The organism is Paraburkholderia sp. GAS199 (genome assembly GCF_050436585.1).
Lineage (GTDB): Bacteria > Pseudomonadota > Gammaproteobacteria > Burkholderiales > Burkholderiaceae > Paraburkholderia.
Window position 1 is genome coordinate 341,734 of the sequence record NZ_JBNDMM010000008.1, and the last position, 14,996, is coordinate 356,729.

General features: G+C 62.6%; 13 protein-coding genes. 6 read left to right on the forward strand and 7 right to left on the reverse strand.

The annotated features are described in order from the left end of the window. Nucleotides 1-63: 63 nt before the first annotated feature. The 3 genes from lspA to P3T18_RS28435 form a co-directional block, all read right to left on the reverse strand. On the reverse strand, nt 64-582 hold the full coding sequence (gene lspA / locus P3T18_RS28425) for a signal peptidase II (protein WP_429303281.1): 519 nt from the start codon (nt 580-582) through the stop codon (nt 64-66). Then, complete coding sequence (gene ileS, locus P3T18_RS28430; RefSeq protein ID WP_429303282.1) at nt 582-3,419, reverse strand: isoleucine--tRNA ligase; 2,838 nt, start codon at nt 3,417-3,419, stop codon at nt 582-584. The genes lspA and ileS overlap by 1 nt, the downstream gene beginning before the upstream one ends. Nucleotides 3,420-3,588: 169 nt before the next feature. Continuing rightward, entirely contained in the window at nt 3,589-4,584 is a 996-nt protein-coding gene (locus tag P3T18_RS28435; RefSeq protein WP_429303283.1) for a bifunctional riboflavin kinase/FAD synthetase, read from the reverse strand. A gap of 117 nt (nt 4,585-4,701) precedes the next feature. Between P3T18_RS28435 and purN the strand changes: the two genes are divergently transcribed. The 6 genes from purN to nadC all read left to right on the forward strand — a co-directional run bounded on the left by purN (nt 4,702) and on the right by nadC (nt 11,638). Further along, on the forward strand, nt 4,702-5,355 hold the full coding sequence (gene purN, locus P3T18_RS28440; RefSeq protein WP_429303284.1) for a phosphoribosylglycinamide formyltransferase: 654 nt from the start codon (nt 4,702-4,704) through the stop codon (nt 5,353-5,355). Next, the gene (locus tag P3T18_RS28445) at nt 5,352-6,611 is read left to right on the forward strand and encodes an RsmB/NOP family class I SAM-dependent RNA methyltransferase (RefSeq protein ID WP_429303285.1); all 1,260 of its coding nucleotides are present in this window, start codon (nt 5,352-5,354) and stop codon (nt 6,609-6,611) included. The genes purN and P3T18_RS28445 overlap by 4 nt, the downstream gene beginning before the upstream one ends. Nucleotides 6,612-6,684: 73 nt before the next feature. Next, the gene (locus P3T18_RS28450) at nt 6,685-8,058 is read left to right on the forward strand and encodes a mechanosensitive ion channel family protein (RefSeq protein WP_429303286.1); all 1,374 of its coding nucleotides are present in this window, start codon (nt 6,685-6,687) and stop codon (nt 8,056-8,058) included. Nucleotides 8,059-8,260: 202 nt separating this feature from the next. Beyond that, nucleotides 8,261-9,457 (forward strand): DesA family fatty acid desaturase, encoded by a 1,197-nt coding sequence (locus tag P3T18_RS28455; protein WP_429303287.1) that lies wholly within the window; start codon nt 8,261-8,263, stop codon nt 9,455-9,457. Nucleotides 9,458-9,587: 130 nt separating this feature from the next. Further along, the gene (gene nadA / locus P3T18_RS28460) at nt 9,588-10,727 is read left to right on the forward strand and encodes a quinolinate synthase NadA (RefSeq protein ID WP_429303288.1); all 1,140 of its coding nucleotides are present in this window, start codon (nt 9,588-9,590) and stop codon (nt 10,725-10,727) included. Beyond that, nucleotides 10,727-11,638 carry a carboxylating nicotinate-nucleotide diphosphorylase gene (gene nadC / locus P3T18_RS28465; protein WP_429303289.1) on the forward strand — a complete coding sequence of 304 codons (912 nt, stop codon included), beginning with the start codon at nt 10,727-10,729 and terminating at the stop codon, nt 11,636-11,638. Before nadA ends, nadC begins: the two co-directional genes overlap by 1 nt. 68 nt (nt 11,639-11,706) lie before the next feature. On the opposite strand, the gene nadB is transcribed toward nadC, so the two are convergent. The 4 genes from nadB to radC all read right to left on the reverse strand — a co-directional run bounded on the left by nadB (nt 11,707) and on the right by radC (nt 14,913). Next, the gene (gene nadB / locus P3T18_RS28470; protein WP_429303290.1) at nt 11,707-13,305 is read right to left on the reverse strand and encodes an L-aspartate oxidase; all 1,599 of its coding nucleotides are present in this window, start codon (nt 13,303-13,305) and stop codon (nt 11,707-11,709) included. A gap of 236 nt (nt 13,306-13,541) precedes the next feature. Further along, nucleotides 13,542-13,709 carry a 50S ribosomal protein L33 gene (gene rpmG / locus P3T18_RS28475; protein WP_007180630.1) on the reverse strand — a complete coding sequence of 56 codons (168 nt, stop codon included), beginning with the start codon at nt 13,707-13,709 and terminating at the stop codon, nt 13,542-13,544. 10 nt (nt 13,710-13,719) lie between these two features. After that, nucleotides 13,720-13,953, reverse strand: coding sequence for a 50S ribosomal protein L28 (gene rpmB / locus P3T18_RS28480; RefSeq protein WP_007180631.1), 234 nt, complete (start codon nt 13,951-13,953; stop codon nt 13,720-13,722). Nucleotides 13,954-14,190: 237 nt separating this feature from the next. Then, entirely contained in the window at nt 14,191-14,913 is a 723-nt protein-coding gene (radC, locus tag P3T18_RS28485; protein ID WP_429303419.1) for a RadC family protein, read from the reverse strand. Nucleotides 14,914-14,996: the final 83 nt, after the last annotated feature.

Below are 14,996 nucleotides of genomic sequence, written 5' to 3' on the forward strand. Positions count from 1 at the left end.
ACCGGGCCGCCCATCGGCACGCGCGCGGCGCGTCAGGCGAACCGGCGCTCGTGCGCGATGGAATCAGCGCGTGCCGCGTACGCGCCGCAGTTCGTCGAGCACCAGCAGAACCGCGCCGATGGTGATCGCGCTGTCGGCGAGATTGAACGCCGGCCAGTGCCACGTGCGCACGTGGAAATCGAGAAAGTCGATCACGTGGCCATAGGCCAGCCGGTCGATCACATTGCCGAGCGCGCCGCCGAGGATCAGCGAAAGCGCCGTGCAGAACATTTTCTGTCCGCCGTGACGCTTGAGCAGATAGCAGATCACCAGCGCCGCCACCACGCCGAGCGCGGTGAACGCCCAACGCTGCCAGCCGCCCGCCATCGCGAGGAAGCTGAACGCCGCGCCGCGGTTGTACACGAGGATCAAGTTGAAAAACGACGTGACCTCGTGCGCGATACCGTAGGCGAACACTTTCTGGACCGCGATTTTCGTCAGCTGATCGAACAGGATGACGATCAGTGCGACGCCGAGCCAGGGTGCCAGCGAGCCGCCGACAACGGGCGATTTCGATGCGGTTTTCGACATGGTTCTCGCCATTATGCCGCGCTCCTCGTTTCACCGTTGCCGAACAGATTGCTGAAGCAGCGGCCGCACAGCGTGGGGTGTTCGGCGTTCGCGCCGACGTCCGCGCGGTAGTGCCAGCAGCGTTCGCACTTCAGATACTTCGAGGCGACGACTTCGACCGCTTCCTCCGCTTCGCTTGCCACTTCGACGACGTTCGCCGCCGACGTGATCAGCACGAATTTGAGGTCGTCGGCGAGGCTCGTGAGCGCGTCGTAACGTGCGCCGCTCGCGCGGATCTCGACTTCCGCCTGCAGCGACGAACCGATCAGGTTCGCCACGCGTGCTTCTTCCAGCGCCTTGGTCACGTCGCTGCGCGCGGCGCGCAACAGCGTCCATTTGTCGAGCAGGGCGCCGGCGTCCGGCACTTGCGGGAACGCGTGATAGGTTTCCGTGAAAATCGTTTCGCTGTTCGGCGAGAAGACTTTCCACGCTTCTTCGGCGGTGAACGAGAGGAACGGCGCCATCTGACGCAGCAAGCCGTGCGCGATGTGATACAGCGCGGTTTGTGCCGAACGACGCGCCACCGAATCGGCCGCCGTGGTGTACAGACGGTCTTTCAGCACGTCGAGATAGAAGCCGCCGAGGTCTTCCGAGCAGTACGTTTGCAGCTTCGCGACGACCGGGTGGAACTCGTACTTCTCGTAGTGCGCGAGGATATCGTTCTGCAGATTCGCCGACAGCGCGACCGCGTAACGATCGATTTCGAGCCAGTCTTCGACCGGCCGTGCGTGCTTCTCGAAGTCGAAGTCCGACAGGTTGGCGAGCAGGAAGCGCAGCGTGTTGCGGATACGGCGATAGCCTTCCGTGACGCGCTTGAGAATTTCTTCGGAGATGGCCAGCTCGCCCGAGTAGTCGGTCGAAGCGATCCACAGACGGATGATTTCCGCGCCGAGACGGTTCGCCACTTCGTGCGGGTCGATGCCGTTGCCGAGCGACTTGCTCATCTTGCGGCCTTCGCCGTCGACGGTGAAGCCGTGCGTGAGCAGCGCGTTGTACGGCGGACGGCCGTCGATCATCGAGGCGGTCAGCAGCGACGAATGGAACCAGCCGCGATGCTGGTCCGAGCCTTCCAGATACAGATCGGCCGGGAATTGCAGTTCGTCTTTGTGCGAACCGCGCAGCACGTGCCAGTGCGTGGTGCCCGAATCGAACCACACGTCGAGCGTGTCGCGGTTCTTTTCGTACATGTTGGCGTCGTCGCCGAGCAGTTCGCGCGGATCGAGCGATTGCCATGCCTCGATGCCGGCCTTCTCGACGCGCTGCGCCACTTCTTCGAGCAACTCGAGCGTACGCGGATGCAGTTCGCCGGTTTCCTTGTGCACGAAGAACGCCATCGGCACGCCCCATTGGCGCTGACGCGAAAGCGTCCAGTCCGGGCGATTCGCGATCATGCTGAACAGGCGCTGCTTGCCCCACGCTGGGTAGAAGGCCGTGTTTTCGATGCCTTCGAGCGCGGTTTCGCGCAGCGTGCGGTCGCTGTCGTTCGGCTTGACGTCCATGCCGGCAAACCACTGCGAGGTGGCGCGGTAGATGATTGGCGTCTTGTGGCGCCAGCAGTGCATGTAGCTGTGCGTGTACTTCTCGGTGCGCATCAGCGAACCGGCGTTCTGCAGTGCCTCGACGATCTGCGGATTCGCCGCCCAGATCGACAGGCCGCCGAACAGCGCGAGCGATTCGATATAACGGCCGTCGCCCATCACCGGGTTGATGATGTCGGAGTCGGACATGCCGTGCGCCTTGCACGACACGAAGTCTTCCACGCCGTACGCCGGCGAAGAGTGCACGACACCCGTACCGCTTTCCGTCGTGACGTAGTCGCCGAGGTAGACCGGCGCCGTGCGCTTGTACGCCGGATGGGCCGACGCGAGCGGATGGTTGAAGCGCAGTTCGACCAGCTTCGCGCCCGGCGTGGTGGCGATGATCGTGCCTTCGAGACCGTATTGCTTCAGGCATTCTTCGACACGTTCCTGCGCGAGGATCAGCAGGCCGCGCGGCGTATCCACGAGCGCGTAGACGATTTCCGGATGCAGGTTCAACGCCTGGTTGGCCGGGATGGTCCACGGCGTGGTGGTCCAGATCACGATGCCGCCTTCGGCGCGCGGCAGTGCGGCGAGCCCGAACGCCTGCGCGGTCTTTTCAGGTTCGGCGAAGCTGAAGAGAACGTCGATGGTCGGATCGCTCTTGTCCTTGTATTCCACTTCCGCCTCGGCCAGCGCCGAGCCGCAATCGAAACACCAGTTGACCGGCTTCAGGCCGCGGAACACATAGCCCTTTTCCATGATCTTCGCGAGCGCGCGGATTTCGCCGGCTTCGTTCGTGAAGTTCATGGTCTTGTACGGGTTGTCCCAGTCGCCGAGCACGCCCAGACGGCGGAAGCCGACCTTCTGCTTTTCGATCTGCTCAGTTGCATAGGCGCGCGCTTTCTGCATCACTTCGGCGGCCGGCAGCGATTTGCCGAACTGCTTTTCGATCTGGATTTCGATCGGCATGCCGTGGCAGTCCCAGCCCGGCACGTAGACCGCGTCGAAGCCCGCCAGATTGCGCGCCTTGACGATCATGTCCTTCAGGATCTTGTTCACCGCGTGGCCGAGGTGGATGTCACCGTTCGCATACGGCGGGCCGTCGTGCAGGATGAATTTCTTGCGGCCCTTGCTGGCGGCGCGGATCTTTTCGTAGATCTTGCGTTCCTGCCATTCCTTGACCCATTGCGGCTCGCGCTTGGGCAGGTCGCCGCGCATCGGGAACGGCGTGTCGAGCAGGTTGACCGGATAGCGTGACTGCGGTTTCGAATCGGCTTTCTTGTTGCTCATGATGAGGTCGCGTTGAATGCTTTCTATGCGCAGCAGGGCTGCGGGATGCGCGGAATGCGCAAGGGCGTTGGGCGCGCCCGGCAGGCATGTCGCGTGATTCACGGACGCCCTTCGATGCGCGCAGCGAGGGTACGTGTGACGCGAACAGCGCCAGCGCGTACCGCGGCGGCTATCTAATTCGGTCGGTGGCCGAGGTGGCGAACCCGGTCGAGCGGCTGCCCGGCGTGCCGGCGCCGACGGCCGCGAACCACGCGCGCGCGTTGGCGACGTCGCGCGAAATGGCGGCGGTCAGCGTTTCGAGGTCCACGTACTTTTCTTCGTCGCGCAGCTTCTTCAGGAATTCGACGCGCACGAGTTTGCCATACGCGTCGCCGTGCCAGTCGAGCAGATGCACTTCGAGCAGCACGCGGCCGGAATCGTCGACCGTGGGCCGCAGGCCGAGACTGGCGACGCCCGGCAGCGGCTCATCGGCCACGCCGTGCACGCGCACGACGAAAATGCCTGCGAGCGCAGGGCGCTTGTGGGCGATCGGCAGATTCAGCGTGGGAAACCCGAGGTCGCGGCCGAGCTTCATGCCGTGCACGACGTGGCCGCTGATCAGGTAATCGCGGCCCAGCGCGGCACGCGCCGCGTCGAGGTCGCCCGCCACCAGCGCCGTGCGCACGCCCGAGCTGGAAATGCGCGCGCCGGACGGGTCGGCGACCGTGGCCATCTGTTCGACTTCGAAACCGTACTGTTGACCCGCGGCCTGTAGCGACGCGAAATCGCCGGCGCGTTTGGCGCCGTAGCGGAAGTCGTCGCCGATCATGATCCAGCGCGCATGCAGTCCGTTTACGATGATGCGTTCGACGAATGCATCCGGCGACTGGCTGGCGAAGGTGTGATTGAAGTGCTCGACCACCACGCGATCGACGCCGTTGGTGCGCAGCGCCTCGAGCTTGTCGCGCAGCATGGCGATACGCGGCGGCGCGCCGGCCGGATTGAAGAACTCGCGCGGGTGCGGCTCGAAGGTCATCACGCAGACGGGCAGGCCGCGCGCATCGGCGGCGGCCCGCACGTGGGCGAGCAAAGCCTGATGGCCGCGGTGGACACCGTCGAAGTTGCCGATGGTCAGGGCGCAGGGCGCACGGCTCTCGGCATTGGGAAGACCGCGGAAGACTCTCACGATAGCGGGTTTGAGGTAGGGCGGCCGGGGTGCCGCAAAACAAACGATTATAAACGCTCAGCGCATGAGACGGCGGCGCGTCGCGGTTTCGGGGTCCCCGAATGATAAAATCCGCGGATGAAAAAACTCGTCATCCTGATTTCCGGACGGGGAAGCAACATGGAAGCCATCGTTCGAGCCTGCTCGGACGAGGCCTGGCCGGCGCAAATCGCCGCCGTGATTGCCAACCGTCCCGATGCCGCGGGCCTTGCGTTCGCGGCGTCGCACGGTATTGCCACGGCGGTGGTCGACCACCGCCAGCATCCCGACCGCGAGAGCTTCGACGCCGCGCTGGCGCGCGAAATCGACGCCTTCGCGCCCGATCTGGTCGTGCTCGCGGGTTTCATGCGGGTGCTGACGGCCGGCTTTGTCGACCGCTACGCCGGACGCATGCTAAACGTGCATCCGTCGCTGCTGCCGAGCTTTCCAGGTCTGAAAACGCATCAACAGGCACTCGACGCCGGCGTGCGGCTGCACGGCGCGTCGGTACATTTTGTCACGTCGCAGCTGGACCACGGGCCGATCGTCGCGCAGGCGGCGGTTCCCGTCGAGGTTGGCGATACGCCCGCCATGCTCGCCGAACGCGTGCTGGCAACCGAACACATTATTTATCCACGCGCGGTGCGCTGGTTCGTCGAAGGGCGTCTTGCCCTCGATGGCCTGCGCGTCACGCTTACGCCGTCAGAGCCGCAATGGCTCTTTGCCGGTCACACCGCCGGAGAGGGCGCATGAGATTACATGGTTTTTTGATTGGACAAACCGAGACTTTGCTGGCTGAAGTCCTACGACTGAACGGCCCGGCGGATGCCACCACGAGCCGTTTCTTCCGCGCCCATCCGAAGCTCGGACACGGCGAACGCGGCGTGATCGCCGAGGCGGTTTTTGCCGTCCTGCGCCGCCGTATGGAATTCGCGCATCTGGCCGAAAGCGGCGCGGGCAGTCCGGCGCGCCGTATGGCCTTGCTGGGTCTGATGCAGACCGCCGGCCGCAACGCGCTCAAGCCGTTCGTGTCGGAAGCCGAATCGCGGTGGCTGGAACACGTGTCGATGATCGACCCGGAAAGCCTGCCGCTGCGCATTCGCCTGAACTTGCCCGACTGGATCTATCAGGCGCTGTCCAAGCGCTTCGAACCCGCGGAACTGGCGCAACTGGCCGCCGCGCTGAACTACCCCGCGCCGCTCGATTTGCGCGCGAACCCCATCAAGGCAAGCCGCGACGACGTACTGAACGCTCTGTCGAAGGCCGGTATCGAAGCCGGCGCGACGCCGTTCGCGCCGTTCGGCGTGCGGGTGGTCGGCAAGCCGCCGCTCACCAAGCTCGACGCTTTCCAGCACGGCTGGCTCGAAGTGCAGGACGAAGGCAGCCAGTTGCTGTGCTCGCTGGTAGCGCCCAAGCGCGGCGAGATGATCGTCGACTTCTGCGCGGGCGCCGGCGGCAAAACGCTGGCGCTGGGCGCGGCGATGCGCTCCACCGGCCGTCTCTATGCGTTCGACATTTCCGAGCGACGCCTCGCCAAGCTCAAGCCGCGCCTTGCGCGCAGCGGCTTGTCGAACGTGAATCCGGTGCTGATCGATAGCGAACACGACGCCAAGATCAAGCGGCTCGCGGGCAAGATCGACCGCGTGCTGGTCGACGCGCCGTGCAGCGGCCTGGGCACGCTGCGCCGCAATCCCGACCTGAAGTGGCGCCAGTCGCCGGAATCGGTCGCCGAACTGGCGCCGAAGCAGGCGTCGATTCTCGCGAGCGCCTCGCGTCTGGTGAAGAAGGGCGGCCGTCTGGTCTACGCAACGTGTTCGATTCTGGAAGCGGAAAACGAAGCGGTCGTCCAGCAGTTCCTCGCCGACCACCCGGATTTCGCGCTGGTGCCCGCACGCGACGTGCTGGCCGAGCAACGGATCGAACTCGAAATGGGCGACTACCTGTCGCTGTGGCCGCATCGCCATGCCACCGACGGCTTCTTCGCAGCCGTGCTGGAACGCCAGAGCTAGGCGTAATGGCCATTGGCCGGCGCGTGCCGCGGTTTGATCCCGAACCCGACGCGCCGGCAAGTCCGGCAACATCATGCAAAACCGCATTTTTCCTCATATGTTCGGAGACCTCGTACGCGACTTCGGCGCGCCCGTGATGCTCTGGCAGGTCGGTCTGCTGCTCGGCACGCTGGGCCTCGCGTGGCTGATCGCGCGCCTGTTGCGCCGGACGCTGGACCTGCGCCGGCAAACGCGCTACCAGACGCTGCGCTTCGGCGCGGAGAGCCTGAACCGGGCCTTCTTTCCGCTGATCGGCGCGACGCTGGTCTGGCTCGCGCGTACGGTCGCCGGGCCGTTCATGCACACTGCGCTGCTCGATCTCGCGCTGGTGCCGCTGTTCGGCATCGGCTTGATCTACATCGTGTTTTTCTTTGCGCGCCGGGTTTTCAGCAGCGACGGCGCCACGCATCCGTGGCTGTTTCTGGTCGAAAAGATCGTTTCCCTGGTCGTGTGGATCGGCATGGTGCTCACGGTCATGGGCATTCAGGAAGACGTGATCGAATGGATGGGCAGCGTCCATTTCCGGGTCGCCAACGCGCATTTGACGCTGCTTTCGCTGATCACCGGCTTGCTGTGGGTCTGTGTGACCATGATCGTCGCGATGTGGCTCGGCTCGGCCTTCGAAGACCGCCTGATTCGCTCCACCACGCTCGATGCGAATCTGAAGGTCGTGGTGGCACGGGTCGGGCGCGCGGCGTTCATGCTGGCGGCGGTGCTGATCAGCCTGTCGCTGGTCGGCATCGACATCACCGTGCTGGGCGTGTTCGGCGGCGCGCTGGGCGTCGGGCTGGGTTTCGGCTTGCAGAAAATCGCCAGCAACTACGTGTCGGGTTTCATCATTCTGATCGACCGGTCGTTGCGGATCGGCGACACGATCAACGTGGCGGGCCTGCAGGGCATGGTCACGCAAATCCGCACGCGCTACACCGTGGTGCGTGGTCTCGACGGCATCGAAACGCTGATTCCAAACGAGAAGCTCATTACGGACGTCGTACAGAACCAGTCATCGTATCTGACGCGCGGCTACGCGAAGCTGGCTGTGCAGGTGGCCTACAGATCGGACGTCGAACAGGCCATGGCGCTGCTCACGCAGGCCGCGCAGGGCGTTCCGCGCGTCTTGCAGGAGCCCGCACCGACGGCCTATCTCGCAAGCTTCGGCTCGGACGGCATCAATCTGGAACTGGGTTTCTGGATCGAAGACGCGGCGACCGGCACTTCAGGCGTGCGCTCGACCGTCAACCGCAACATCTGGCGCCTTTTTTCGGAGCACGATATTTCGATTCCGTTCGCGCAACGCGAAGTGCGAATCGTTGGCGGCGTCGCCAATCCTGGCGAAATCAGCGACACCGTGTCGCGCCCGGTAACAATGACCGCATCAACGGTCAATCCCGCCGACAAAGCCCTCTGACGGGCTTCCGCAGCCTTCCGGCGATGCGAAATGGGTCGCCGTAGAGTGCTCGCAGGTTGATGTCGCACAAAAAATCCCTATTTGTTACAAACACTTGGAACGCTTCAAGTAGAATATCGTCCAATCCAGCTGTATGCTTTCACTTTCTTGACACGCGCATTTTGCGTGTGTCTCGTGTCTCTCGTTCCACAGGTAAATTGCCTTGTTGAATTCCTTGCTCGATTTCCTTGCCCACGGCCTGCTTCGCTTTTCGTGGTGGCAACTCGTTGTGTACACGCTCGTCGCGACGCACATCACGATTATTGGCGTAACGGTCTATCTGCACCGCTGCCAGGCGCACCGCGCGCTGGAGCTGCATCCGATCGTCAGTCATTTTTTCCGCTTCTGGCTGTGGATGACCACCGGCATGTTGACCGGCCAGTGGGCCGCGATTCACCGTAAGCATCACGCCAAGTGCGAGACCGAAGAAGATCCGCACAGCCCGCAAACGCGCGGCATCTGGAAGGTGCTGCTCGAAGGCGCTGAGTTGTATCGTTCCGAAGCCAAGAACGAAGAAACCATGCGCAAGTTCAGTCACGGCACGCCGAACGACTGGATGGAACGCAACGTCTACACGAAATACCCGATCCTCGGCGTCAGCCTGATGATGGTGCTCAACGTTGCGCTGTTCGGCATCGTCGGCCTGACCATCTGGGCCGTGCAAATGATCTGGATTCCGTTCTGGGCGGCCGGCGTGGTGAACGGTCTCGCGCACTGGTGGGGTTATCGCAACTTCAATTCGTCGGATGCGAGCACCAACATCTTCCCGTGGGGCATCATCATCGGTGGCGAAGAGCTGCATAACAATCACCACACGTATGCGACGTCGGCCAAGCTGTCGAACAAGTGGTACGAGTTCGATATCGGCTGGATGTACATCCGCATCATGCAGGCGTTCCGTCTGGCCAAGGTCAAGAAGATTGCGCCGACGCCGCGTCTTACTACGGGCAAGCTGGTGCTGGATCAGGACACGCTGCAAGCGGTTCTGGCCAACCGTTATGAAGTCATGGCGCGTTACGGCAAGGCGCTCAAGCGCGCTTACCGTCAGGAACTGGCGCATCTGAAGGAAGTCGGTGCGCGTGAGAAGTATCAGGTCATGCGCGGTGCGCGCAGCTGGTTCCACAAGGAAGAGGCCGGGCTCGACGAACCGCAGAAGCGTCAGCTGCCGCAGATCTTTGCGAACAGTCAGAAGCTGAAGACCTACATCGACATGCGCAACGAACTTGCGGCCATGTGGGAGCGTTCGAATGCGTCGCGCGACCAGTTGCTGGTTCAGTTGCAAGATTGGTGTCACCGCGCTGAACAAAGCGGCATCAAGGCGCTGCAGGAATTTGCGCTGCGTTTGCGCCGTTATGCTTGATCGCGAAATCCATTAAAATTTCGTTACGTCACAAAACCCCGCGTTGGCGGGGTTTTGCTTTTTGGGCCGCAGAAACTGCAACAACGCACGATTGACAGGCCGAGGCGGCAGAGCGAAGGCAGAGGAGAACATGGATCAGCAGGCGATCAGGGCGGTCGAGTACGACCGGCCGCAAGCGCAGGGCAGCAGCTGCGGGATCGGGCAGGCGTGGGCAAAAGTGCCCAGTACGCCGTCGGCGGAAGAAAAAGTGGCGTTGAAGGCACGCATTCGCGCGTTGCTCGAACGCGAAAAGGCCGTGCTCGTCGCTCACTATTATGTCGACGCGGAGTTGCAGGAACTCGCCGACGAAACCGGCGGTTGCGTGGCCGATTCGCTGGAAATGGCGCGCTTCGGCCGCGATCGCGAAGCGCAGACGCTGGTGGTGGCCGGCGTGCGCTTCATGGGCGAAACCGCAAAGATTCTGAGCCCCGAGAAGCGCATTCTGATGCCGGATCTCGATGCGACCTGCTCGCTCGACCTCGGCTGTCCGGTGGACGAATTTTCCGCGTTCTGTGACGCTCACCCTGATCGAACGGTCGTTGTTTACGCGAATACCAGTGCGGCGGTTAAGGCTCGCGCGGACTGGATGGTGACGTCGTCAATTGGGCTGGAGATCGTCGCCGACCTGCACGCGCGCGGCGAGAAAATCATCTGGGCACCCGACCGCCATCTCGGCAGCTATATTCAGAGTAAGACTGGCGCGGACATGCTGCTTTGGCAGGGCTCGTGTCTCGTGCATGACGAATTCAAAGGCATCGAACTCGATTTGTTGCGCGCGGAGTATCCGGGCGCGAAAGTCCTGGTGCATCCGGAATCACCGGCCAACGTGGTCGCGCAGGCCGATGTGGTCGGGTCGACTACCCAGTTGATCGACGCTGCACAGAAACTCGACGCCACGCATTTCATCGTCGCAACGGACCTCGGCATCCTGCACAAGATGCAACTCGCCGCGCCCGGCAAGACGCTGATCGCCGCGCCCACGGCGGGCAATAGTGCGACCTGCAAGAGCTGCGCGCATTGTCCGTGGATGGCCATGAACGGTTTGGCGAATCTGGCCGAGGTGCTCGAGCGCGGTCACAACGAAATTTTCGTCGATCGCGCGATCGGCGAACGGGCGCGCCTGCCGATCGACCGTATGCTCGACTTTGCCGCACGTCACAAGAAGCGCGTGCAGGCGAGCGGCGATCTTGCGCGCGACACGCAACTGTATTCGAACGTGGGGGCGGCTTGATGAGCGCTTTGGAAGTTGTCACCGGGCACGCTCAGACCGACGCCGTGTCCCCTTTGTTTGCGGAAATTCATGCTCAGTATGGCGCGGCGTTCGACGCCGCGTTGGCGCGCAACGTAGGCGACGCGCTTGCGGAAGACGTCGGCAAGGGCGACCAGACCGGTCGGCTCGTTCCCGCGGACGCCGTGCGCGAGGCGCGCATTCTCGTTCGCGAAGATGCCGTGCTATGCGGCGTGCCCTGGTTCAACGCGGTGCTGCGCGCGGTCGATCCGCGTATCGAGGTGAGCTGGCATTATCGGGAAGGCGATCGGATGTCGGCTGACAGTACGGTCTGCGAACTGCGTGGTCCCGTGCGCGCGCTGCTCACGGCCGAACGCAACGCGCTCAACTTTCTGCAGCTGCTCTCGGGTGTGGCGAGCGCGACGCGTCGCTACGTCGACGCAATTGCGCACACCGGAACGCGCATTCTCGATACGCGCAAGACGTTGCCGGGCTTGCGCCTCGCGCAGAAATACGCGGTGCGCGTCGGTGGTGGCGCGAATCAGCGCCTTGCGCTTTACGACGGCATCCTGATCAAGGAAAACCACATTGCCGCTGCCGGCGGCGTGGGCGCGGCAATGGACGCGGCGCTTGCATTGAATGCCGGCGTCTCGATTCAGATCGAGGTGGAAACGCTTAAGCAGTTGGAAAGCGCGTTGGCGCATCGGGCGCAATCTATCCTGCTCGACAATTTCTCGTTCGACGCCATGCGCGACGCCGTGCGAATCACAGCTGGGCGAGCGGTCCTGGAAGTGTCCGGCGGCGTGAACTTCGACACCGTGCGGACAATTGCGGAAACCGGCGTTGACCGCGTATCGATCGGTGCGCTCACAAAAGACGTACGTGCGACGGATTACTCGATGCGTATCGTCTGATCCCTGTCGGGCGCGAAAAAAGGCCATTGCCGACAGTACGGGCAATGGCCTTTTTTATTGGCGGTCGGTTAAACGTTGCGATTACGCACGTGCTCCGGCGACAGAACCGACGGCAACGCCTTCGGCAGCGTGGCCGGCCAGTCGCGGCTGAAGTGCAGGCCGCGGCTTTCGCGACGCGAGCGGGCGCCTTCGACGATCAACGAGGCGACATCGACGAGATTACGTAGCTCGAGCAGATCGCGGCTTACCTTGAAGTTGGCGTAGTACTCGTGGATCTCGTCGCGCAGCAGCGCGAGCCTGTGCTTTGCGCGAGCCAGACGCTTGTCCGTGCGGACAATGCCGACGTAGTTCCACATCAATCTGCGCAGTTCGTCCCAGTTGTGGGCCACCACGACCTCTTCGTCCGGATCGGACACGCGGCTTTCGTCCCAGTCCGGCAGCGGAGCATGCACGGCCGCGCTAAAGCCTTCTTCCTCGATGGCTTGTGCAGCCGATCGTCCGATGACGAGGCACTCGAGCAACGAGTTGCTCGCGAGGCGATTCGCGCCGTGCAGACCCGTGCACGAAGTCTCGCCGACTGCGTAAAGACCCGCGAGATCCGTGCGACCGGCAAGATCGCTGACGACGCCGCCACAGGTGTAATGGGCGGCCGGCACGACGGGGATTGGCTCTTTCGTGATGTCGATGCCGAACTCGAGGCAGCGGGCCAGAATGGTCGGGAAATGCTCGCGCAGAAATTCGGGCGACTGGTGGCTAATGTCGAGATACACGCAGTCGATACCGCGCTTCTTGATCTCGAAGTCGATTGCACGCGCGACGATGTCACGTGGTGCGAGTTCGGCGCGCTCGTCGTGGTTCGGCATGAAGCGCGTGCCATCGGGCAATTTCAGAATGCCGCCTTCGCCACGCACGGCTTCCGATATCAGAAATGACTTGGCGTAGGGATGGAACAGGCAGGTTGGGTGGAACTGGATGAACTCCATGTTCGATACCCGGCAGCCGGCGCGCCACGCCATCGCGATGCCGTCTCCGGTTGCCGTGTCCGGATTGGTTGTGTACAGATAGACCTTGCCGGCACCGCCGGTGGCCAACACCGTGTGCGGTGCTTCGATCGTTACCGTGCGACCGCTTTGCAGATCGAGCGCGTACAGTCCGTGGCAGCGTCGTCCGGGTAGGCCAATGCGGTCCGAGGTGATCAGGTCGATTGCGTAGTGATCTTCGAGCAGCGTGATGTTCGGGTGACGGCGCACCCGTTCGCTGAGCGTAGCCACGACTGCGTGGCCGGTAGCGTCTGCGGCATGAATGATGCGGCGATGGCTGTGGCCGCCCTCGCGCGTCAGGTGAAAGCCGAGTTCGGCGGCGTCGTCTTTCGTGAACGGCACGCCTTGATTGATCAGCCATTCGATCGCAGCCCGGCCATTTTCAACGATGAAACGCGTGGCGGCTTCGTCACACAAGCCGCCGCCTGCGATCAGCGTGTCGCGCACGTGATTGTCGATGCTGTCTGCCGAATCCAGTACGGCCGCGATGCCGCCTTGTGCCCAGTCGCTCGCGCCTTCTGTCATCGAGCGCTTGGCGACCACTGCAACCCTGCGCGTCTCCGCGAGATTGAGCGCGACGCTCAAACCTGCCAGCCCGCTTCCGACAATCGCCACATCGAATTCCATCGCCTGCATCTCCGTCTTTCTGTTTTGCCGTGACAGTGTACTGTGCACACGTCGCTAAAACGAGAAAGGATACGCGTCGCGACGGGGTAGGGAAAGCTGGCCAAATGGAATAGGAAGTTAAGCTTCTAGCGCGTAGGACGCGATCCTGCGAAAGCGGCTGCCAGAAACAAAAAGGCCTCGCACGAATGCGAGGCCTTTTGCATAACTTTTTGCCTTCGTCAGGCAGAAACCCAGACTTACTTGATCTTGGTTTCTTTGTACTCAACGTGCTTACGGACGACCGGATCAAACTTCTTGATCAGCATCTTTTCCGGCATGTTGCGTTTGTTCTTCGTCGTCGTGTAGAAGTGACCCGTGCCTGCGGTCGATTCCAACTTGATCTTGTCGCGTGCGCCTTTCGCCATGATTTACTCCTTAGGCTTCACCGCGTGCGCGCAGATCTGCGAGCACAGCGTCGATACCGTTCTTGTCGATCAGGCGCAGGCCGGCGTTCGAAACGCGCAGACGCACCCAACGGTTTTCGCTTTCCACCCAAATACGGCGGTTTTGCAGGTTCGGGAGGAACCGGCGCTTGGTTTTGTTGTTCGCGTGGGAAACGTTGTTGCCGCTCATCGGCGCTTTCCCAGTTACTTGGCATACGCGTGCCATGAGAGCACTCCTAATACGCTAATTCTGAGTTCGAACGCCGTGAAAGTTTCCCGAAAAGAGCCGCGCTTAAGTTTATGAACTTCAGTCGCTTTTCCTTTCCGGAACGCCTTGGTGGCTTCGGAACAGGGGGGTTGGAAATAGGCAAACCGGGATTATAGCGGAAAAAAAGCCGCAAAATCAAACCTTATTTGCGATGAAGACCCTGGGTCTTCGCCTTCGTGCGCGCGATCCTTGCTGTCAGGGCCAGCCGGCGCGGGCAAACGAATAAGTGCTATCGATGCCAATCACCAGATGGTCGATCAGCCGCACGTCGATCAAAGCAAGCGCCTCACGCAAGGTGTGGGTCAGCGCGCAGTCACTGGCGCTGGGTTGGACGGCGCCGGAAGGGTGATTATGCGCCACGATCAGGCTGGCTGCATTCAAGGAGAGCGCCCGCCGCACGATTTCACGTGGATAGACCGCCATGCGGGTCAGCGTGCCGCGCGCGCATTCCTCGCAGCGGATCAGCCGATGCCGCGCGTCGAGAAAGAGCGCGACGAAGATTTCCTGCGGGCGCCCACCTATCAGCAACCGCAAGTAGTCTTCGACGGCTTCGGGCGAGTTCATCAGTGAGCGCTCGCGCATTTTGTCGACGAGCGAGCGTCGCGCCATTTCCATGATGGCGAGCAACTGCGCGGCCTTTGCCGGGCCAATGCCGCGCAGACCTTGAAAATCCGTGTAACTGGCGTCGAGCATGGCGCGTAATGAACCAAAGTGTTCGAGTAGCGCCCGTGCCACATCGAAGACATTGTGACCGGGCAAGCCTGTGCCGAGCACCAGCACCACGAGCTCCGTGTCGGAAAGCAGGGCGGGGCCGCCGTCGATCAGCCGTTCGCGCGGCATGTCGTAATGCGGCCATCTGGCGCGGGACGCATGGCGACGCCGCGCACGGATTTCGTCCGGCGTCGTGCAGTTCGGCATCAACGTGAGCGCAGGTTCGTGCCGCGTTGCGCCGCGTGGTCGCGTCGCGGGTAAGGGCATGTCCAGCTCGGCTTCGTCTATCG